Annotated in this window: 16 protein-coding genes; 9 read left to right on the top strand and 7 right to left on the bottom strand. The window is 46.2% G+C overall.

The features are described 5' to 3' along the window. Nucleotides 1–57: 57 nt before the first annotated feature. Nucleotides 58–1,884: a translational GTPase TypA gene (typA, locus tag EXT46_RS14145; RefSeq protein WP_022946684.1), complete on the bottom strand. Its 1,827-nt coding sequence runs from the start codon at nucleotides 1,882–1,884 to the stop codon at nucleotides 58–60. Between the two features lie 442 nt (nucleotides 1,885–2,326). Here typA and glnA point away from each other — a divergent pair, with 442 nt between their 5' ends. The 5 genes from glnA to EXT46_RS14120 all read left to right on the top strand — a co-directional run bounded on the left by glnA (nucleotide 2,327) and on the right by EXT46_RS14120 (nucleotide 7,475). After that, the gene (gene glnA / locus EXT46_RS14140) at nucleotides 2,327–3,733 is read left to right on the top strand and encodes a glutamate--ammonia ligase (protein WP_022946685.1); all 1,407 of its coding nucleotides are present in this window, start codon (nucleotides 2,327–2,329) and stop codon (nucleotides 3,731–3,733) included. A gap of 165 nt (nucleotides 3,734–3,898) precedes the next feature. After that, on the top strand, nucleotides 3,899–4,432 hold the full coding sequence (locus EXT46_RS14135) for a DUF4124 domain-containing protein (RefSeq protein WP_026111369.1): 534 nt from the start codon (nucleotides 3,899–3,901) through the stop codon (nucleotides 4,430–4,432). Between the two features lie 95 nt (nucleotides 4,433–4,527). Further along, the gene (gene glnL, locus EXT46_RS14130) at nucleotides 4,528–5,580 is read left to right on the top strand and encodes a nitrogen regulation protein NR(II) (protein WP_045980463.1); all 1,053 of its coding nucleotides are present in this window, start codon (nucleotides 4,528–4,530) and stop codon (nucleotides 5,578–5,580) included. A gap of 19 nt (nucleotides 5,581–5,599) precedes the next feature. After that, the gene (gene ntrC / locus EXT46_RS14125) at nucleotides 5,600–6,991 is read left to right on the top strand and encodes a nitrogen regulation protein NR(I) (protein ID WP_022946688.1); all 1,392 of its coding nucleotides are present in this window, start codon (nucleotides 5,600–5,602) and stop codon (nucleotides 6,989–6,991) included. A 22-nt stretch (nucleotides 6,992–7,013) separates the two neighbouring features. Continuing rightward, nucleotides 7,014–7,475: a cyclic nucleotide-binding domain-containing protein gene (locus EXT46_RS14120; RefSeq protein ID WP_045980464.1), complete on the top strand. Its 462-nt coding sequence runs from the start codon at nucleotides 7,014–7,016 to the stop codon at nucleotides 7,473–7,475. Here EXT46_RS14120 and EXT46_RS14115 read toward each other — a convergent pair. Then, on the bottom strand, nucleotides 7,472–7,828 hold the full coding sequence (locus EXT46_RS14115) for a YacL family protein (protein WP_130148015.1): 357 nt from the start codon (nucleotides 7,826–7,828) through the stop codon (nucleotides 7,472–7,474). The genes EXT46_RS14120 and EXT46_RS14115 overlap by 4 nt on opposite strands. Nucleotides 7,829–7,965: 137 nt before the next feature. On the opposite strand from EXT46_RS14115, the gene EXT46_RS14110 reads away from it, so the two are divergent. Then, on the top strand, nucleotides 7,966–8,880 hold the full coding sequence (locus EXT46_RS14110) for an AEC family transporter (protein ID WP_130148013.1): 915 nt from the start codon (nucleotides 7,966–7,968) through the stop codon (nucleotides 8,878–8,880). Between the two features lie 47 nt (nucleotides 8,881–8,927). Here EXT46_RS14110 and EXT46_RS14105 read toward each other — a convergent pair whose 3' ends face one another. Both EXT46_RS14105 and EXT46_RS14100 read right to left on the bottom strand, forming a co-directional pair. Further along, nucleotides 8,928–11,864: a TonB-dependent receptor gene (locus EXT46_RS14105; RefSeq protein ID WP_022946692.1), complete on the bottom strand. Its 2,937-nt coding sequence runs from the start codon at nucleotides 11,862–11,864 to the stop codon at nucleotides 8,928–8,930. A 363-nt stretch (nucleotides 11,865–12,227) separates the two neighbouring features. Beyond that, complete coding sequence (locus EXT46_RS14100) at nucleotides 12,228–12,452, bottom strand: hypothetical protein (protein ID WP_022946693.1); 225 nt, start codon at nucleotides 12,450–12,452, stop codon at nucleotides 12,228–12,230. 202 nt (nucleotides 12,453–12,654) lie between these two features. Here EXT46_RS14100 and EXT46_RS14095 point away from each other — a divergent pair, with 202 nt between their 5' ends. The 3 genes from EXT46_RS14095 (at nucleotide 12,655) to EXT46_RS14085 (ending at nucleotide 16,229) form a co-directional block, all read left to right on the top strand. Continuing rightward, entirely contained in the window at nucleotides 12,655–13,959 is a 1,305-nt protein-coding gene (locus EXT46_RS14095; protein WP_130148011.1) for a TIGR00366 family protein, read from the top strand. Nucleotides 13,960–14,070: 111 nt separating this feature from the next. Next, a complete protein-coding gene (locus tag EXT46_RS14090) occupies nucleotides 14,071–15,294 on the top strand; it encodes an EAL domain-containing response regulator (protein ID WP_022946695.1) in 1,224 nt (407 codons plus the stop codon). Between the two features lie 224 nt (nucleotides 15,295–15,518). After that, nucleotides 15,519–16,229 (top strand): response regulator transcription factor, encoded by a 711-nt coding sequence (locus EXT46_RS14085; protein ID WP_045980468.1) that lies wholly within the window; start codon nucleotides 15,519–15,521, stop codon nucleotides 16,227–16,229. Here EXT46_RS14085 and EXT46_RS14080 read toward each other — a convergent pair. Genes EXT46_RS14080 through EXT46_RS14070 form a run of 3 tightly spaced genes read right to left on the bottom strand, consistent with a single transcriptional unit; the run spans nucleotide 16,226 to nucleotide 20,125 of the window. Beyond that, the gene (locus EXT46_RS14080; protein ID WP_130148009.1) at nucleotides 16,226–17,902 is read right to left on the bottom strand and encodes an SEL1-like repeat protein; all 1,677 of its coding nucleotides are present in this window, start codon (nucleotides 17,900–17,902) and stop codon (nucleotides 16,226–16,228) included. The two genes, EXT46_RS14085 and EXT46_RS14080, sit on opposite strands and share 4 nt — an antisense overlap. Before the next feature lie 60 nt (nucleotides 17,903–17,962). Continuing rightward, complete coding sequence (locus EXT46_RS14075) at nucleotides 17,963–19,474, bottom strand: YifB family Mg chelatase-like AAA ATPase (RefSeq protein WP_130148007.1); 1,512 nt, start codon at nucleotides 19,472–19,474, stop codon at nucleotides 17,963–17,965. A gap of 36 nt (nucleotides 19,475–19,510) precedes the next feature. Next, nucleotides 19,511–20,125 (bottom strand): trimeric intracellular cation channel family protein, encoded by a 615-nt coding sequence (locus EXT46_RS14070; protein ID WP_130148005.1) that lies wholly within the window; start codon nucleotides 20,123–20,125, stop codon nucleotides 19,511–19,513. Nucleotides 20,126–20,650: the final 525 nt, after the last annotated feature.

The following is a 20,650-nucleotide window of genomic DNA, read 5'->3' as shown; positions in this document are numbered from 1 at the left end:
TGCTTTAGGCATAAAAAAACCCGCAACACAGTGCGGGTTTTTCAAATTAAGGGCTAATTAGCTCTTCTTTGACTCACGAGATGCGCGCTTACGCTCGCTCTCAGTCAATAATTTCTTACGGATACGGATGCTTTCCGGAGTCACTTCTACCAGCTCATCATCATCAATGAACTCAAGCGCTTGCTCAAGGGTCATCTTGATAGGTGGCACAAGTGTTTGCGCTTCATCAGTACCTGAAGCACGCACGTTGGTTAACTGTTTACCTTTTAGGGCATTAACCGTAAGGTCATTGTCACGGCTGTGAATACCAATAACCATACCTTCGTAGACTTCAACACCATGGCCGATAAATAGCTTACCACGCTCTTGCAGGTTAAATAGCGCGTTAGTCAGCGCCTTACCTTGGGCATTCGCTATCAATACACCGTTCATACGTTGGCCGATCTTACCGCCTTTGTGTGGGCCGTAATGATCAAACGTGTGGTACATCAAACCAGAACCTGAGGTTAACGTCATGAAATCAGTCTGGAAGCCAATTAAGCCACGGCTTGGGATCATAAAGTCCATACGAATACGGCCTTTACCATCTGGAGACATATCAGTCATTTCTGCTTTACGTAAACCCAGTTGCTCCATGATAGAGCCTTGGTGCTCGTCTTCACAGTCGATAGTCACTGTTTCGTAAGGTTCTTGGATTTCACCATCAACTTCACGCAAAATAACTTCTGGACGAGACACGGCAAGTTCATAGCCTTCACGACGCATGTTTTCGATAAGTACGCCCAAGTGTAATTCACCACGGCCTGATACACGGAAGCTATCAGGGTTATCGGTCTCTTCTACGCGTAACGCCACATTGTGAACTAGCTCGGCTTGCAAACGTTCAAGGATATTACGTGAGGTGACGTATTTACCTTCTTGGCCAGCAAAAGGTGAGGTGTTTACAGAGAACGTCATGGTAACAGTAGGCTCATCAACACTCAGTGCTGGTAACGCTTCAACCGTGTTGACATCACAGATGGTATCAGAGATTTTCAACTCGCCCAGGCCACTCACCGCGATGATGTCGCCGGCAGTTGCCTCTGTCGCATCATGACGGTCAAGACCTAGGTAAGTAAGCACTTGGCCCACTTTGCCGTTACGTTTACTGCCATCAGCACCGACAATAGTAACCTGCTGATTTACTTTCACAGTACCACGCTTAATACGGCCTACGCCGATAACGCCAACGTACGAGTTGTAGTCAAGCTGTGAAATTTGCATCTGTAGCGGCCCCTCAGGATCCGCATCTGGTGCTTCAACTTCTTTAACAATGGCTTCAAACATTGGTTCCATGTTGTCAGAAGGCTCATCTAAGTCGAGCGTTGCCCAACCATTAATCGCTGATGCATAAATAACTTTAAAGTCTAACTGTTCGTCGGTTGCACCTAAGTTATCGAACAAGTCAAATACTTGGTCCATAACCCAATCAGGGCGTGCACCCGGCTTATCAACCTTGTTAATAACAACGATTGGCTTCAGCCCTTGCGCGAACGCTTTTTGCGTTACAAAGCGCGTCTGCGGCATTGGCCCTTCTTGTGCGTCAACAAGTAATAGTACGGAGTCAGCCATCGAAAGTACGCGCTCTACCTCGCCACCAAAGTCGGCGTGCCCAGGGGTATCGACGATATTGATATGGTAGTCTTTCCAGTTGATTGCCGTGTTTTTAGCTAGGATGGTAATACCACGTTCTTTTTCAAGATCGTTCGAGTCCATCACTCGCTCTTCGTTGCCACCACGGGTTTGTAGTGTGCCCGATTGCTCAAGCAATTTATCAACCAAAGTCGTTTTACCATGGTCAACGTGTGCGATAATCGCGATATTTCTTAACTTTTCGATGCTCATATATTTACTTAGAGGCTAACCCCATATTTCCTAAATGATCCACACCCAGCGGCGCGGGCCACCTGTGTCGAGTTTAAAAGGTCGCGTATTATCCCTTATAACGCCACTAGATGAAAGTTTATCCAGCTAATTAATTTACTTCCGTGCCTAACATAGCCTAGTCGCTTGACATAAAAATGACACCGAGACTGTGTTATCAGTGTTTTTTAGTGCGCTCACTGCCTTATTTGAGTCATCCCTTGATACATGACAATGCAGCCTGAAAAATTTGCACTACAATGTAGCAAGTTCGCACCCTATTGGTGCAAAAAATAAGTTTGAGATTACCAAATAGAAAGTAACCCCCTACTAAACAGATACTTATACTTTTGGCATGGTTTAAGCTTACCCATGCACAAATGCAGTAAATTGCAGCAAATAATAATCCATAGTTGGAGGACACATGTCACAATCGGTATTAGATTTTATTAAAGAGCACGACGTAAAATTCGTTGACCTTCGTTTCACCGACACCAAAGGTAAAGAGCAGCATGTCTCTATTCCTCATCACCAGGCTGATGAAGATTTCTTTGAAGACGGTAAAATGTTTGACGGCTCTTCAATTGCAGGCTGGAAAGGCATTAACGAGTCAGACATGGTGCTGATGCCAGATGCTGAAAGCGCTAAGCTTGATCCGTTCGCCGAAGAAACCACACTTATCGTACGTTGTGACGTTGTTGAACCTTCAACTCTTCAAGGCTATGAGCGCGACCCTCGCTCTGTGGCTAAGCGTGCTGAAGAATATATGCGCTCAACAGGTATTGCCGATACGATTCTGTTTGGCCCTGAACCAGAATTCTTCCTTTTTGACGATGTTAAGTACAAAACAGATATGTCTGGGTCAATGTATAAAATCGACGCTGAAGAAGCATGCTGGAACTCAGATAAAGATTACGAAGGCGGTAACACCGGTCACCGTCCTGGCGTCAAAGGTGGTTACTTCCCTGTTGCTCCAGTGGACTCATCACAAGATTGGCGTAGTGCCACTTGCATGGTGCTTGAAGAACTCGGCCAAGTCGTTGAAGCTCATCACCACGAAGTAGCAACAGCTGGCCAAAACGAAATCGCCACCCGCTTTAACACCATGGTTTTGAAAGCGGACGAAATTCAAGAGATGAAGTATGTTATTCACAACATGGCGCATCTATATGGTAAAACCGCTACTTTCATGCCTAAGCCTGTGGTTGGCGACAACGGTTCAGGCATGCATTGTCACCAATCTCTAGGTAAAGATGGTAAAAACATCTTTGCAGGCGACAAGTATGGTGGCCTATCAGAAGAAGCGCTTTACTACATTGGTGGTATCATCAAGCACGCCAAAGCTATTAACGCCTTTGCCAACGCTTCGACAAACTCATACAAGCGCCTTGTTCCGGGTTTCGAAGCACCTGTTATGCTTGCTTATTCAGCACGTAACCGCTCAGCGTCTATTCGTATCCCTGTGGTTCCATCAGAGAAAGCTCGCCGTATTGAGGTACGCTTCCCTGACCCTACGGCGAACCCATACCTTGCCTTCTCAGCGATGCTAATGGCGGGTCTTGACGGCATTAAGAACAAGATCCACCCTGGCGACGCCATGGATAAAGATCTATATGACTTACCTGCAGAAGAGGCAGCAGAGATTCCAACAGTGGCAGCGTCATTGCAAGAAGCTCTTGATTCACTTGATGCGGATCGTGAATTCTTGACGCAAGGCGGCGTATTCACTGACGACCTTATTGATGCATACATCGGCTTGAAATCAGCTGAAGTAGAAAAGCTCAACATGACTACACACCCTGTAGAATTTGAAATGTACTACAGCGTGTAAACCGCATAACTACCACTTAGTTATATCATGTGTGTTCTCAAAGCCTGCTTAGCAGGCTTTTTTTATGGTAAAAAAGTTGTAAATAGACTAAAGTTAGGGTTTAACCAAGTAATTGGTTAATTTTCGGCTAACTATAAGAATAATAAACGTAAAATAGGAAGTAGCGTGACAACGAAGTGGTCTATCTTATGCGTTTTCATGGTTCTGGGTTTGAGTGCCTTTAACGCCAACGCAACCAATAAAAGCATCTATGTATGGAAGGATGAGAATGGTGTATTAGTTTTTTCTGACTCTCCAAGAAAAGGAGCTGAGAAGGTAAAGTTAAACTCCCCAGCGATGAGTATGCCCTCAACTGACACGCAAATTCTTGAGCAAGATAATAGCGCTGACCAAGGAGTTAATTTCTCCGTCGCTATTACCACTCCAAATCAAGAAGAAACAATTCGTGATAACACAGGCTCTGTACATGTTACAGGCCAAGTATCACCGCGCTTTATGCAAGGCCACCGCGTGCAACTTATGCTCGATGGAAAGCCTTACGATAAACCACAATCATCAACGGTGTTTGTGATGCGTAATGTTGATAGAGGGGCGCATCAAGTACGGTTGCGCCTAGTGGATGGCAATGGTAAACAGCTGGCCACTTCTGAACCTGTGACATTTTATCTGCATCGCCGTTCAGTGATCACAGGCCCTTAAGCTGCATATCACTCCGGGTTGCGCACCGATTGGGCAACCCGGCTAAATACTGCTAAGATAACTCGCACCAAATTGGTGCAACACCGAAATTAATAATGAAGCTTCCTCGTGATTTTTTCCAACAAATGTGGGAAAACCTACATACCGCTATTTTAGTCTTAGACCAAGATTTCAATCTGGTGTATGCCAATACCAGCTGTACCGAACTCCTTGGGCTAGGCTTAAAGCGCATCGTGGGCCAGCCTTTCAAAGCATTATTTAATTACCACTCGGTAGAATTAGAGCGCATCGCTGACTATACCCTTAAACAAGGGGTCGATTGCCACCAACACAGAGCTGACGTGGTATTCGTAGACTCTCGCCATGCCAATTTGGCGCTCAACTGTCGGCGTTTAAGCCACCAAGATCAGTATTTTCTGCTGTTTGAAATTCGCCAAACCGACGAAGAAATTCGCCTTGATCAGGCGTCTAACCAAATGCATCAACACCAAGCGGCGCGTACCTTAATTCGTAACCTTGCTCATGAAATTAAAAATCCTTTAGGAGGAATACGCGGAGCGGCGCAATTATTGCAATATGAGGTTGATCAGCAGGAGCGGGATGAATGTGCACAGCTTATTATTGATGAGGCTGACCGTTTACGCCATTTAGTAGACAAGTTACTCGGCCCGAATCAGCGTTTACAAAAACAGGCTATTAATATTCACCAAACACTGGAGAATGTTTTACGCCTTTGCACTTTGGATAGCAGCAAGGCAATTACCTTGCACAAAGATTATGATCCGAGCATTCCAGATGTAAAAGCTGATGGTGATAAGTTGCAACAAGTGCTTCTCAATATCGTGCGCAATGCTATGCAAGCACTCAGTGAAGGGGGCCATATTAATGTTAAAACCCGAGTGCGATACCATGTACGCCGACACGATACGACACTAAAAAAAGCCCTGCAGATCAAAATAACTGATAACGGCCCGGGCATTGCTCCGGAGGTTAGAGAGACCTTGTTCTACCCCATGGTGACCAATAAAGAGGGGGGCTCAGGGTTAGGGTTATCTATCGCCCAAACTCTCATAGACCAACACCAAGGGTTTATCGAATGTGATAGCTGGCCGGGCCATACCGAGTTTACACTATACTTGCCACTGTAATTGGGCCACGAGGTATACGATGAAATCTGTTTGGCTAGTCGATGATGATGCGTCAATTCGCTTTGTATTACAAAAAGCACTCTCCCGTGCAGGCTATGAGGTAGAAAGTTTCGCCAACGCTCATGATGTACTCAGTGCCTTGGAGTTTTCAAAACCGGCCGTGTTGCTCTCGGATGTGCGCATGCCGGGTATGGATGGCATGCGCTTATTGGAGCAGATCAGCGAAGATAATCCCAATCTGCCGGTGATCATTATGACGGCCCATTCAGATTTAGACTCTGCAGTGCAGGCATTCCAAAAAGGCGCCTTTGAATACTTGGCTAAGCCCTTCGATTTAGAAGAAGCTGTTAGTGTTGTTGAGCGAGCCATGCGTGCGCATTCGCAGAAAAAAGCGAAAAAGGCCAATAGTGAACAAAAGCGTTCAGTTATTATCGGTGAAGCCCCCGCCATGCAAGAGGTGTTTCGCGCCATTGGCAAGTTGAGCGCATCAAGCATGAGCGTACTTATCAATGGCGAGTCTGGCACCGGTAAAGAGCTGGTTGCCAGTGCCTTACACCAGCACAGCCCACGTAAAGACAATCCGTTTATCGCCTTAAATATGGCGGCCATCCCTAAGGATTTGGTGGAGTCAGAGTTATTTGGTCACGAGAAAGGCGCGTTTACTGGGGCTGACAGCGTTCGTAAAGGGCGCTTCGAACAAGCAAATGGCGGAACGCTCTTCCTTGATGAAATTGGCGATATGCCACTTGATGTGCAAACTCGCCTACTGCGTGTACTCGCCGATGGCGAATTCTACCGTGTGGGCGGCCATCAAAGTATAAAAGTTGATGTGCGCATCATCGCTGCCACTCACCAGGATTTAGAACGTTTAGCTCAACAAGGTAAGTTTCGAGAAGACTTGTTCCACCGCTTAAATGTGGTTCGCTTAAAGCTGCCAGCTTTGCGAGAACGCCCAGAGGACATAGAGCAACTGGCAGAGTACTTCCTCAATAAAAGCGCACAAGAGTTAAAAATTGATAGCAAGACGCTAAGCCCTCAAGCATGCGATCAAATGCGCTTGTTCAATTGGCCTGGAAATGTGCGGCAACTTGAAAACACCTGTCGCTGGCTAACGGTAATGGCTCCCGGTGAGTACGTAACCGCAGAAGACTTGCCGCCAGAAATACTCAATGCGCAAACGTCTCAAGTTGATGCCGATTGGTTGGATTTATTCCAACAATGGCTAAACAATGAGTTTAAGCAAGGCAAAGACAATGTCTGGCCAGAAATTCAAGCACAGCTGGAAACCAGGCTGATTAAATCGGCCCTTGCTAGCTGTGGAGGGCATAAACAGGATGCTGCTCAACGCATCGGATGGGGCCGCAACACGTTGACGCGTAAGCTAAAAGAGCGCAATATAAACGCCAATTGACGCACCGACGAAGAGGATAGGCATGAAGCTGATTGAACATATTGCCATGTATAAACGCATGGAGATTATCAATCGCGTGCCTTTCTTTCGCAGCTTTGAGTTAGCCGAGCGGCAAATGCTCTTAGAGTCATTTTCGCAGCTGTACTTATGCCAACAAGGGCGCTACGTATTCAAGTTGCACGAGCAAAGCCAGCAGCTATATATCGTGTTAAGCGGCGAGCTGGTAGTGTTCCGCCAATCTGACCATAAAGAACTGGGCCATATTCGACCTGGCGACTTTGTCGGTGAAGGTGCCTTTATTGCCCACCGCGAGCGCAGCACCAATGCCAAAGCGCTCACCGACACCATAGTGTTAGCTATTGAGCCACTGGCTTTAACTAAATTACCTGTGGTGGTGCGTGAGAAAATAAAAGATCAATTGATACTCGGTATGAGCGAGCGCATCGCCCGCCTCAGTAGCCTGTTAGAGCGCCATACTCCCTAGCGAAAATATCGCCACGCACTGGCTAACGCACGTAAATCCTCGACTCCGCACCATGCTTGCAGCTCCGATTCATCAAGTGCGAGGTCATCGCCACTATAAAGCGCCAATATCTGCTCGTCGTCATGAAATAAACCATGACTTTGAAAACATGCCTCACCATCACCGAGTAGCAACCTCATTTCTCGTCCCTGCACGAGCTGCTCTGCAGTGCTATCAAGAGCGGCAAAAAACGCTTCAACGAGCTCATCGTTTTCATAGAGCTCGTCATTGAACCAACGGGCAATAAGCCGGTGTTCGTCAGATATTTTTACCCGCTTACCCCATGTTGGGTCTGAGTAGAGTTGGTATTCCATAATAGTGCTGCCAAAAAGATGCGGCGCGCATAATAGCAATATCGATACGCTAAATCGAGCTGCTCATTGTACTGCGATATCAGCACTAACGGCATCATGTTAGTATACGCCTACCCTGTCGGCTTCCTATATCGATTATGTTCAACACCCTAGCAATAATTTTTCCACTCATTTTCGTGGCGACAGCCGGTTACATTAGTGCAGCACGCTCGTTTTTAACAGCCGAACACCTTAGTGGCATAAGCCGCTTTGTATTTTACATCAGCATTCCGGCTTTTTTGTTTGTTAATATGTCCCAAGCTGAGCTCAGCAAAGCAGTCAGCCTCGATGTCATGCTTAGCTTCTATCTTCCCGTTATCGGCCTGTATCTACTGGTACTGGGTTTTTATCGGTGCCGCTGTGGGCAGTGGAGTATAAGCGCCATTCGCGCGCTTGGGGCGTGTTATTCCAATACTGTACTTATCGGTTTACCTATCGCGATGCAAGCACTCGGTAAGCACGTAGCCGCAACGGTTTTCGTCATCATTACCTTTCATAGTGCGTTATTGTTTTTGCTAACTTACAGCTTCGCCGGTAAAGAGCAGCGCGTTACTTGGCCAAACATCATCCGGCAATTAGTTATCAACCCGGTAATACTGGCAATTGCCCTAGGGCTGTTAGCGAATGCAGTCAATTTAGCGCTACCCAAGGTAATCAATGAAGGACTGACATTACTGGCAGAGCCAGCCATCGCCGGCGCCTTATTTGTGCTTGGGGCAAACCTACACCATTATCAGATCAAGCCGGGTATCAAATCGGCTCTTACGTTAACCTTGTTAAAGCTCGCGGTATTGCCGACGCTTGTTTACCTAACCGCGACCTACGGATTTGCTTTAGCCCAAGAGCAAACCTTGCTTTTGGTGCTACTTAGCGCCTCTCCTTTAGGGGTTAATGCATATTTAGTGAGCAAGCAATTGCAACGAGAATCAGCCACCTTAGCCAGTACGGTTGTGCTCAGCACGCTATTAAGTGTGGTGAGCTTTGTTTTATGGCTGGCTGTATTAAGTTCATAAAAAAGCCCCTCTGCGAGGGGCTTAATAGAACGCTTTAAGGGCAATAATTAGAACTTAGCTCTAATACCAACATAGAAGCGCTGACCGATAGGATCATAAGTACCCGCATCAGTTTCTGTGCCAGTGTCATTGCCTGATATACCCGTTAGGATACGTGGAGCTTCATTATCAAGTAAGTTATCAACACCACCATATAGCTCGTATTGCTCAGTGATGTAGTAAGATAGCTGAATATCGTGGTAAACCTCACTGCCAATACCGATATAGCCTGCAGGTAAACCATCTGGCGCACTGTCGCTTACAAGGCCAGCTAAGAATTGATCATCAAAGTCAGCTGCGCCAATATAGGTCATTGACCAGTTGAAGCTGAAATCATCGACGTCATAGCCAAACGTCCAGTTTGCTTTGTGCTCAGAGTAACCAATTTCTCCCGCCCAGTTGTCCTTATCAGCACCTGGTAATGGAATATCGTAACCATCAATTAGGTAAGTATAAGCTAGACGCGACTTGAACATACCAGGACCTAGGTCCGTTGAGTAAGTTGCAGTTAAGTCGACACCCTCAGTTGCGGTACCGCCACTGTTTGATTGGCCTGAATCGATAAACTCAATAGAGCCCGCACTGTTATTACCGGCATTCGTTGGACGACGTGTTATGAAATCACAGAAGCTTGTATCACCACCGCCATAACATTGATCAAGAATGAATTGACGAGGAGTCGATACAATTGCATCTTCGATTTCAATATCGAAATAGTCGATAGTGATATCTAGGCCTGAGATAATGTTCTCAGGAGTTAACACGATACCGACCGTGAAAGAGTCACCCACTTCCTCGGTAAGCTCAGTATTACCACGGTTGAAACCACTGATACCTTGAATATCAGATTGATTCAGTGTGAACTCACCGTTTTCAGCGATGTTCGCAGCTACGCCAGCATCAGCACGACATGCATCTGCTGCTGCGCCGCTTGAAGAAGCAGTGACACCATTACAAGGGTCGATAAGGTCACTTGGGAAAGTCTGGCTAGGTGGTGAGTACAACTCGTCGATGTTAGGAGCACGAGTTGAACGAGCGCGCGTTGCACGAACACGCACACCATCAACGACTGTCCAATCTAAGCCCACGTTCCAGCTTTCAGTATTGCCTACTGTAGAATAGTCAGAAAGGCGCACTGCTGCTTTGAGTGACAAGCTATCTAATACAGGAACGTTCGCTTCAACATAATATTCGGTAACGTCAAACTCACCCTCTGTAGCAGGAATAGCATTACCTGCGTTCAAGCCAGCTTGCTGCAGGGCATCGAACTCACTGCGTGAGAACTCTTCACGGTACTCTGCACCGAACGCCACACCAACATAACCAGCAGGCAGTTCAAATAGCTCACCAGTGAAGTTAGCACCAATAATTTCCTGCTCTACTCGCGTTGACAACATACTTGGCGCTTTAACATAGTCGAATGCGTCGCTAGTGATTGAGTTAAAACCAAATACATTAATTGGTGTACACCCGAAACCACGTGCTGTCTCATCAAGACAGATTGCTTCGTCTGTAATGCCATCGCCATCGAGATCTTGGGTATCTGTAACCGCTTCTAATGCATAGCGGAAGTTTTGCACGTTAACTAGGCCATTAGAAACTTGGTTTTCTTTCGTTTTGCCGTAGATGTAATAAGCATCATAGTACCAGTTATCACTGATTTGGCCTTCAAAACCTGTAGTAAAGCGGAAGGTATCACGATCAGCCTGATAGCCTCGGTTACCAATGTCAGCTAGACGCTTAGCGAAGAAAATATCCCTCATACCATCGCCATCAGTGTCTGTAGCGCTGTTATAAATGGCATCTGGAACATATGGGTTACGCAGAAGCTCACCGTTTCGCATAAACTCAATAGGTACCCGACCATTGCTGTAAATATCATCTGATGCGAACGGGAAAGGCTCGAGTTCAGTTACCGATGTTGTCGCTGCATAGGTCGCTTCGTAAAAGAACTTATGGTTATCATCAAGCTCATAACTACCATTGGATGCGAAAAGGTAACGTTCGGTTGGGATCGCAATAGTACGACGTCCAGAACGGTTAAAGCCATCGGCAGGACCGTTATCACCGTTGGTGTCAAAACCTTCTTTTAAGTTGTTGTTTTCATCAAAAGTGAAACGTGTATCGCCAGCATCAAAGCGACCCTGAGGTGAGAAGCTTGAGTAGTAAGGGCGGACATATTCAAAAATTGAACCTGGGTTTTCATACGGGTCGTTGAAATAGATAGCCGAAATTTGGTCAACAGCTGAGATATCACGGTCACGTGAATATACTGCACCCTGGTCAGAATAGCCGAGGTGGAACATAACTTGACCTGCACCATCAGAAGTTGTTGTTCCGGTTGTTACAGAAAATTGCTTCTCAGTATTGTCACCCTCTGCAGATTCTCCATACTGACCTTCAAACTCTATACCTTCAAAATCATCTTTGAGCACAAAGTTAACAACACCAGCTACAGCATCTGAACCATATACCGAAGACGCACCACCGGTCATAATTTCTACGCGTTCAACAAATTGCGCTGGGATAGTATTTAAATCGACAGCCGAGCTACCAGGAACACCTGAAACGTAGCGGCGACCATTAACTAGCACTAGGGTACGCGCTGTACCCAAGTTACGTAGATCAACAGTAGCAACACCACCACTGGATGTAGAGAAGTTAGAGTTAGTTCGACTTATTGCTGGAGTACCAAAGGTTGGATTTTCCATTAATAAGTCTTGTAGGTTTAGAGTACCAGACTTATCAATACTGGCACCGTCAAGTACTTGAATCGGTGAAGCTGACATTGCTTCGGCTGAACGAATCCGCGATCCGGTAACCTGAATACGCTCTACTTCTTCAACACCTTCCTCAGCCGCATAGGATAAACCAGAGTATGCACCTAAGCTAGCCGCACAGAGTGCCAGCTTTATACCTGTTGATAATTTGCTATAGTTCTTCATTTTGTTTTTCCCTGTAAGGTTTCCATTATAAAGATATAATAAAAACAAACCCAATATTATGTTCACCTTGAGATAACAAGGTGAACATAATATTAATCACAAAGAATAAAAACTCAACATCCACATGGCGTTACGAGCCATATCAAAAGACCAAAATCAGAACAATAAAAGCCAAAAATGTTAAATTAATGAGAATACAGCTTAAATTTTCGATGTTTATTTACAAAAAAAAGGAGTTCATAAGTGGATGGCGTGGATAGGTGTTTTTTAAGCAACAATAGAATTTTTTAACCTCAAAATGTTGCTAAATTGATAATTGGGTGAATACCCCCAACATTGAGGGGGCATATTATCGCGGCTATTCTAATAATCTCGGCGATACTTCGCAGCGTCGATAATGGCCCACACATAGGCAATTGCGGCGATGATTCCCGGCACAATCAACCACCACAGTGCCGCACCACCGAAAACAAAAATCGCAAAAAGCAGCGCGGCTAAGATGCGACCTTGAACAAGTTGTCCTAACCCAGGGAAAAACACGTTACATAGCGCCGCAATGACATTACCACCAGAGCCTTGTCCTGACATAATTACCTCAATATATAGTTAGTTTCTCTTTTACTTATCAAGTTTCAGGCCAAGTAAAAAAGCTTTATTTTCAACAGGTTAAAAATAAACACTTGGATAACAAAAGCATAATTTAGTTGTTCATGCTAAAAGTTAGCCTTTTTTGCTGACCATGAAATATGTTAATACAGGTTCATACAGAATAAAAATACATCATCAGGCTATGTTAACAACATTATCTCGTCCACTCGCTGCGCTAGTGGAGAAGTACTTACCCGACCCTCTTGTTATAGTGATCTTGCTTACATTCTTGGCGATGTTCAGTGCTTTGTTCTCTACACCTCACTCGCCAACTGCCATATTGACTATGTGGGGAAGTGGCTTAAGCAACCTACTGAGCTTTGCAATGCAGATGTTATTGGTGTTAGTCAGCGGCTACCTATTGGCCACAACGCCCGTTGTATCACGTTACTTACATGCCGTGGCGCGGCGATTAAAATCACCTGCTTTAGCAGTCATAGTAACAACCTTTGTAGCTATGCTAGCAAGTTGGATTAACTGGGGCTTTGGCTTGGTCGCTGGTGCATTATTTGCCAAAGCCGTGGCACAATACTGCCGTATCGACTATCGCGTCTTAGTGGCCAGCGCTTACTCTGGGTTTATTGTTTGGCATGGTGGACTCTCTGGTTCTGTGCCATTGACTATAGCGACACCAGGACACTTCAGCGAAAGTGAAATTGGTCTTCTACCCACAAGTGATACGCTATTTTCAGCCCTGAACCTGTCTTTATTGCTGGGGTTATCTATCTTACTACCTACTATCAATTATTTATTATTACCTAAGCCACAGCACAGCGTTTATGTAGACCGTACACGTTTACAATCCAAGGATAAAACTGTAAAACCGCCAGCGAAAGGAATAGACCACGCTCGTTGGCCGTGTGTTGTAGTTGGCTTACTGGGTCTCAGCTACCTAGCTCATTTCTTTGTGCAACAGCAGGGCGGGCTTAATCTTAATGTCGTTATTGCGCTGTTTTTATTTTGCGCTTTTCTACTACATCACAGCACACACTCTCTGCTCGAGCATCTGTATGAGGCTGTTCGCAGTGGCAGTGGCATTGTTATCCAATTTCCTTTCTATGCAGGGCTGATGGCCATAATGAGTGATAGCGGACTTGCTGAGAATATATCGGCCACACTGATGTCTTTAGCGAATAGCCAAACGCTGCCTCTTTTAAGTTTCTTGAGCGCTGGATTGGTCAACATATTTGTCCCCTCAGGAGGAGGCCAGTGGGCGCTTCAAGCACCTCTTGTTATTCCTGCCGCACAAGCGTTAGAAGTCCCTATCGCTTCGGTGGCTATGGCTGTCGCTTGGGGAGACGCTTGGACTAACCTTATTCAACCTTTTTGGGCTATCCCTGTACTGGCGATTGCTGGGTTAAAAGCAAAAGACATCATGGGCTTTTGTATCATTCAATTATTAATCACTGGTGGCTACATCAGTGTTATTTTGCTGACAGTGGCATAAAACAATACAAAAGGGTGGGTTTTTAGATAATTACCAATAATTCTCGTGTCATTTAGTTGCAGGGCTTAGCAACCACTTCTACATTACAATAAGGGATTAGAGGGAGAATGGATGAAAACCTACACGCAAGCCAATCTGCAACATAAATACCGTGTTGCCATCGTCGACGACTCACCAGCCATTTTAGTGGTGCTGCGCGCGGTGTTTAATGAACTAGGTATTGAGGAAGTGTCTACATTCGATGACGCTGAGTCGGCCTATGCGGCGATCGAAAAAGCGCCTAGCCTTTACGATATTGTGTTAACAGATCTGAACATGCCCGGCATGGACGGTATGGCTTTTATGCGTAAACTCGGGGAGCTCAAATACGGAGGAGCTGTTGTCATTGTATCCGAGATGCATCCAGAGATAATTGCCCTTGCAGCACGCGTAGCTAGGCAGCACCAAGTACATTTGTTGGGAAATATAGAAAAACCCGTGCACTTGCATTATGTTGAGCACCTAATTCAGAAACTTGAATGTTTACATGCTTCTTCTAGAGACCCTTTGCGCACCGTTTCTGAAATCGCTCTTTTAGACGCCATTAGTCACAGCCGTGTCCTTCCTCTTTACCAGCCCAAGCGACACATTAGTAACGGTAAAGTGGTGAGCCTAGAAGTGATGTCACGCATACTTCCCCGCTATCAAGATAGTGATTCCATGCCTGAGTGCTTCGTTGACGTTGCTCGTGACAATGAGTTACTTAACTTATTGACCTTTCAGCTAATTGAGAAGGCTGCCAAAGATTTAAGTTCTTTTCGGCACGCGTATGGCTCGCACCTAAAACTGGCAATTAATCTCCACCCTTGCCAGCTCGCAGACCTTAGTTGCCCTGACAAGTTAGCGTTAATATTATCACTTAATCAACTTGCTCCAGCAGACATCTTGATTGAAATGACAGAGCATCAGCCACTTAATGATAAACATATTCTAGAGACCATTAGCCGCTTGAAAATGCGTGGATTTGAGCTTTCTTTAGACGACTTCGGCAGTGGTTTTACTGAGGAGGAGCAACTGAGGAGTTTGCCACTTGATGAAATCAAAGTGGGACAACCTCTCATTTCTCATATTGAACGCGACAATTTTGCGCAACAGATAGTCTATCGCTTGGATGATTTGGCCACTGACCGCAAGTTACGCTTATGTGCCGTTGGATTAAGCAGCACGCAGGAGTTAGACTACTTAGCTCAACGCTTTCCACATATGTATGTTCAGGGGCCACTGGTGTGCAAGCCGCTTTCTCGAGAGGATTTACTCGTCTGGCTTGAACAACAAACAACACAAGCTAGCAACTGAGTGAACCCACCTTTGAAACAGTTGTTAACAATCTAAGCGTGCCAACTACTGTTTATTGAACCAACATTCAGATATTCTTCTTTCCTAGGCTGCCCCCATGCAGCCAGAGAATAATGCAAAAACTTCAACTTTATCGTAAAGTATGGTTGAAATTTGTTCCCATTGAGCAAGCTGATAATATTGAATGCAGTCGCTGCTGTCTGTTTGATTCTAGGTGTATTTGAATGTCGATTAATGTATTACTTGTTGAAGATGATGAGTTGCTGGTAAAGCGCATAGAGAATCACTTCACCGGCACTGAGTTTACTATCCACGTAGATACTACGGGTAGTAATGCTTTGCCTATGGTTCAAGCCTCACAAGCAACTGGCCAGCAGCCGATTCAACTGGCCATTGTCGATATTGTATTACCAGAGCAGGATGGCCTGATGCTAGCTAGAGAGCTGACTACCTTGACAGAAATCGGCGTTATCGTGCTCTCAAGCCGAGACTCACAATCCGATCGTATTGCCGGACTTGCACAAGGCGCAGACGACTATATTTGTAAGCCTGTCGATTTGTTAGAGCTCGAGTTAAGAATGCGTGCGGTTTATAAGCGCTTAAACGGCTCGGCAAGTCAAGAAGACTCTACCGAGTACATTGAATATGCAGATTTCAAGCTTCATCCAGATAATCGCACTCTCGTTACCGCAACAGGTGAGGAGATGCGCCTAACCGAAGCCGAGCATAAGGTGCTTATTTGCCTGATTGCCAATGCTGGCAAGGCAACATCACGGGAGAAAGTATCGGAAGAAATAGGCCAGCCAGATTGGAGCCCAACCGATAGAACGGTAGATGTTCTTATCGGCAGGTTACGCAAAAAGTTAGGGGATGAAAAAGAGCAAAAACGTATTGTCACTGTTCGTGGCAAGGGTTATATGCTCTCTTCTAGCTAAAAAATGAGCTGCCCCTTTTGATAAGCCGCTAGAGTTTGCTCAAAAGGCTGTTGCGCATAAGACTGATCTTCTGCTTCACTCAAAGCCTGTTCTTGATAGTCGATCGCCTCATCAAAGTTACCTAACTTCGCGTGGGCGGCCGCTAAATAGGCGTACGCTAAAGGATGGTCGGTCTCATCACTGACCCGCTCCGCAAGGGCAATAGCATTTTTGAGCTGTGCGCCATTATCGGAGTAGCGAACATACCACCCAGCTAACTCTCGCATCGCGATTAACTCACCCTGCTTAGCGGCTTCATTAAGCCAGTAGCGAGCTAGCTCTAATTGCTCTCGTTGCCCTGATGCTTGCGTAAGTAAACAACGACCAAGCTGGAGCTGGGCACGACTATGCTGGCGCTCGGCGGCTTCGAGTAGCAATCGTTGGTTACAGTTAATTCCGAGTTGATAAAGCATATCGCTATGCCCAGCTGCCGCAGCTTTGAGCTGCCAATAGCGCCATTGCTGCTCCTTCTCTTTATTAACCAAAGGTTTTACATCAGCGTAAGCTACTACGCTGTGGTTCTCATAGCTCGCCTGTTGCTCTTGGTTGTTGTAAAAAAACCGTGCTAAATACCAGTTGCTATCACCCAACAATCCCTGCTCTGCACCCAGTGACCACTGACTCATCACTTCTCGCGCATGCTCGTCTAATTGAACGGGGATATCAATATGCTCAAAGGCCGACACTTCTTGAACACGCCCCTGATTATCAACGTTCACTAGATAGTTGAAATTATAGTAACTGGGGTCAATCGTTTTTGTAGGAGTAAAATCAGGCTGTGTAATCGAATTAAAACGAACCATTGGCGCTTGCTTTGCCACAACTTGCACGTCGCTATCCACTGGCCATAACTCAGGTTGATAATCGAGCACTCTTAGCAGTTCAGCCAACTCAGCTTGAGCATCAACATCTCCACGCCGGGCTTGCTGTAATAAGTGTTGCTGCTTGGTGCGTAACTGCTGCATCACCTCACTATCAGGTGAGCCACTAAACACCCCTCGTATAACCGCATTATGAAATACTTCACCTGAATAACTAAAGCGTGTTTCATCCAGCTTTTCGGCAATACTTTGTGCGAACTCTGGTGCAGGGTAGCTGTGCAGTAAAATATAATCCCTCGGAATACCTTGGCTATCTATATCAAAAATATAGCTCGCGACACCAGGGACCCCATCGCTCTTTAGTCCGCTAGGGTATTCAGTAGGTGGATTAATGCGTTTGCTTGGTGCGGGGTTATATGTCAATGCACGGCTTAGCTCATAGCGCACAGTGGCGCTACCTTGACGACCAATCTCGGCAATCAGCCGCTGAGCTAGGCGCTGTGCCCGTTGTAATTCATCACTGCTTAGACGCTTAATAACAGACTTTCGGGCCTGTTGCGCCATTTTGAAATCGTTGGCCATCGCCACGGAGAAATATGCATACGCTTTAACGGGGTCGGCCTTAACGCCTTGACCACGTAGGTACTGTACAGCTAAGTTAAATTGGCTGCGGCCATCGCCTAACTCGGCCGTCTTTTCAAAAAGAGTAAAGGCGCGTTGATAATCTTGATTTAAATACAGGTCCATCGCTTCATTGGCATTACCCCAGCTTAACATGGGGGTAAGCGCTATGGTTAAAATCCACGCTTTCATTGTTCACTCCTAGCAGTTCTAAGCGCCAATGTTAACAGCTGGTAAATAACCGCGCAATGGCTATTCCCCAAGCCGAGCCAGTAGACGTTCAAAGGCACGGTAGCTTAGCGCTTCTTTAATATGCTCTACTTGGATATTCGCCATCGCATTCAAATCGGCAATAGTTCGAGCTACTTTTATCACACGATGGTGCGAGCGCGGAGATAACTGTAAGCGCTCACTAGCTAGCGCCAAATATTCATGACTTTTCGCATCTAACCGACAGTGTTGGCTGAGCTCTTTATTGGATAATAAGGCATTAACAACCCCTTGGCGCTGCAGCTGGAATTCATAAGCTTGCTCAACGCGCTTCCTGACCGTAGCACTTGACTCTTGTTTACTGTCTTTCAATAACTCAGTACTGGGGATTCTAGATAACTCTATCTGTAAGTCTATGCGGTCAACAAATGGACCAGAAATACGAGACAAATAGCGGAGCACTTGCTCAGGGTTGGCTCTTTTGTCGGTATGATGTCCTGTTGGGCTTGGGTTTAACGCTGCAATAAGTTGAAAGCGCGCAGGGAACTCAACTTGAATCGCGGCTCTAGAGATAGTGACGACACCTGTTTCCATGGGCTCGCGCAGACTATCAATAACTTTGCGCTCAAACTCTGGCAACTCATCAAGAAACAACACACCGTTGTGTGCCAGTGATATTTCTCCGGGCTTTGGCTTTGATGAGCCGCCAACAAGGGCTACTGCTGAGCAGGTATGATGTGGAGAACGAAAAGGTCGCTGCCGCCAACTCGCCAAATCAATATCGTGTCCTGAAACCGAATATACGGCTGCGGTCTGTAATGCCTGATCCGTCGTCATCCGTGGCATAATCGTTGCCATGCGCTGCGCTAACATTGATTTTCCAGTGCCAGGAGGACCTGTAAACAAGACATTGTGTCCACCGGCAGCAGCTATCTCGAGTACACGTTTTGCCAACTCTTGGCCCTTCACCTCACTAAAATCAACTGGCAGTTCAGGGCTGGCATTAACCATCTCGGACTGTGGCAGGAGCAAAGGTAGCGACTGCTGATTATTGAGGTCTAGCCAAACTTGGTGCAGTGAATTTGCACATTTACACTGCGCATCAGCGACAAGTTCAGCTTCCCTTTCATTTTCTGAACTCAAATATGCTGTACGCTGCGCATTTCTCACCGCCATCATTGCCGGTAACACCCCACGTACAGGCCTTAACTTACCATCTAACCCAAGCTCAGCTAAAAACTCACAAGCCAAGGGTTGCGACACAGTTAGCTGCCCAGAGGCGATAAGTATGCCTATAGCGATAGCCAAGTCATAACGGCCACCCTCCTTAGGTAAGTCAGCGGGGGCTAAATTCACCGTTATTCTTTGACTGGGGAACGCAAAGTGACTGTTTTCCAATGCGCTGCGTACCCGATCTTTGGCCTCTTTAACCGAGGTCTCAGGAAGCCCAACTATATTGAATGCGGGCAACCCGGAGCCAAGATAGACCTCAACCGTCACCTGTGGTGTTTCTATACCGACTTGAGCACGAGTAAATACATGAGCCAGTGACACATCCTTGTTCCTACACTAGTTAGTTCTCTATAGAGTTTAGTTGTGATAACGGAAAACATGTAAGCTTAATTGCCATCTTATAGCGGCAAGGCGCACCATCAGTGTCGTCAGCCCGCCAATCCACATAGCAAGCTGTTGGTTTATTTCCATACTAACTAGTTGTGCATACAAGCCGGCCCCAATAGCACAGGCAATCGCATAAAGCGGCCCTTTAAGCAGCATAGGTACTTCTCTTGCTAGCACATCACGGATCATACCGCCAAAACAGCCAGTCAAAACTCCCATGATCACCGCCGTCATCACTGGCACCCCTGCTCCCAATGCCTTTTGCGCCCCCATAATTGCAAAGAAGGCTATCCCCAGGGCATCTGCCAATTGCAATAAGAAATGAGGAAAGCTTTGGCGAATATTTAACCACACTATAGTTGCCGCCACTGTCACTAATATGGTTATAAAGTAACTGGTGTCATGCACCCAAAACACTGGCATATCGAGAATGAGATCTCGCAGTGTACCGCCGCCTATTGCTGTGACCGAAGCGAGTACGATAACACCAAAGCCATCCATTGATTTTTCGTGCGCCAACAAAGTGCCGGAAATAGCGAAGACTGCGACTCCTAGCAAGTCAAACCAATGATAGAGTTCTCCCATTTCTCAATACTCAATTGCTCTATAGTAAACAGTAAGATAGCACCCAATAGGCGCCCCGCGAAGGAAGAATGGTATATTTGGTTGTAGGTCAGGGTTTACTTTGACTGGGGTATGCAAGGCTAAAGCCTTGCCTACAGGTTTGGTAATGGATGTTTAGATGTGTTGTAGGTCAGGGTTCACCCTGACTGGGTGTCGCAAAGCTAAAAACCTTGCCTACAGGTTTGGTAACCGGTGGTGCTGTGTTGTGGGTCAGGGTTTATCCTGACTGGGGTGTTGCAAGGCTAAAGCCTGGCCTACAGATATAGATATGGTGACGAGTATTTCGCTGTGTTGTAGGTCAGGGTTTACCCTGACTAGATGCTGCAAGGCTGAAGCCTTGCCTACGGGCGGTTTGGGAGAGCGCTTTTCTGCACGCATAAAAAAACCCGCTGCACTGGTGCAACGGGTCTCTCTAATTAGGAGCCTGGTGATGACCTACTTTCACATGGGCGAACCCACACTATCATCGGCGCAGTTCCGTTTCAC

Source organism: Pseudoalteromonas sp. CO325X, assembly GCF_004208955.1.
Taxonomy (GTDB): Bacteria; Pseudomonadota; Gammaproteobacteria; order Enterobacterales; family Alteromonadaceae; genus Pseudoalteromonas; species Pseudoalteromonas ruthenica.
This window is presented reverse-complemented; position numbering and strand designations above follow the sequence as displayed.

Excerpts from the sequence above, each read along its gene's own strand:
- typA (WP_022946684.1), bottom strand. The coding sequence starts at position 1,884 with ATGAGCATCGAAAAGTTAAGAAATATCGCGATTATCGCACACGTTGAC.
- glnA (WP_022946685.1), top strand. The coding sequence starts at position 2,327 with ATGTCACAATCGGTATTAGATTTTATTAAAGAGCACGACGTAAAATTC.
- glnL (WP_045980463.1), top strand. The coding sequence starts at position 4,528 with ATGAAGCTTCCTCGTGATTTTTTCCAACAAATGTGGGAAAACCTACAT.
- ntrC (WP_022946688.1), top strand. The coding sequence starts at position 5,600 with ATGAAATCTGTTTGGCTAGTCGATGATGATGCGTCAATTCGCTTTGTA.
- EXT46_RS14120 (WP_045980464.1), top strand. The coding sequence starts at position 7,014 with ATGAAGCTGATTGAACATATTGCCATGTATAAACGCATGGAGATTATC.
- EXT46_RS14115 (WP_130148015.1), bottom strand. The coding sequence starts at position 7,828 with ATGGAATACCAACTCTACTCAGACCCAACATGGGGTAAGCGGGTAAAA.
- EXT46_RS14110 (WP_130148013.1), top strand. The coding sequence starts at position 7,966 with ATGTTCAACACCCTAGCAATAATTTTTCCACTCATTTTCGTGGCGACA.
- EXT46_RS14105 (WP_022946692.1), bottom strand. The coding sequence starts at position 11,864 with ATGAAGAACTATAGCAAATTATCAACAGGTATAAAGCTGGCACTCTGT.
- EXT46_RS14100 (WP_022946693.1), bottom strand. The coding sequence starts at position 12,452 with ATGTCAGGACAAGGCTCTGGTGGTAATGTCATTGCGGCGCTATGTAAC.
- EXT46_RS14095 (WP_130148011.1), top strand. The coding sequence starts at position 12,655 with ATGTTAACAACATTATCTCGTCCACTCGCTGCGCTAGTGGAGAAGTAC.
- EXT46_RS14090 (WP_022946695.1), top strand. The coding sequence starts at position 14,071 with ATGAAAACCTACACGCAAGCCAATCTGCAACATAAATACCGTGTTGCC.
- EXT46_RS14085 (WP_045980468.1), top strand. The coding sequence starts at position 15,519 with ATGTCGATTAATGTATTACTTGTTGAAGATGATGAGTTGCTGGTAAAG.
- EXT46_RS14080 (WP_130148009.1), bottom strand. The coding sequence starts at position 17,902 with ATGAAAGCGTGGATTTTAACCATAGCGCTTACCCCCATGTTAAGCTGG.
- EXT46_RS14070 (WP_130148005.1), bottom strand. The coding sequence starts at position 20,125 with ATGGGAGAACTCTATCATTGGTTTGACTTGCTAGGAGTCGCAGTCTTC.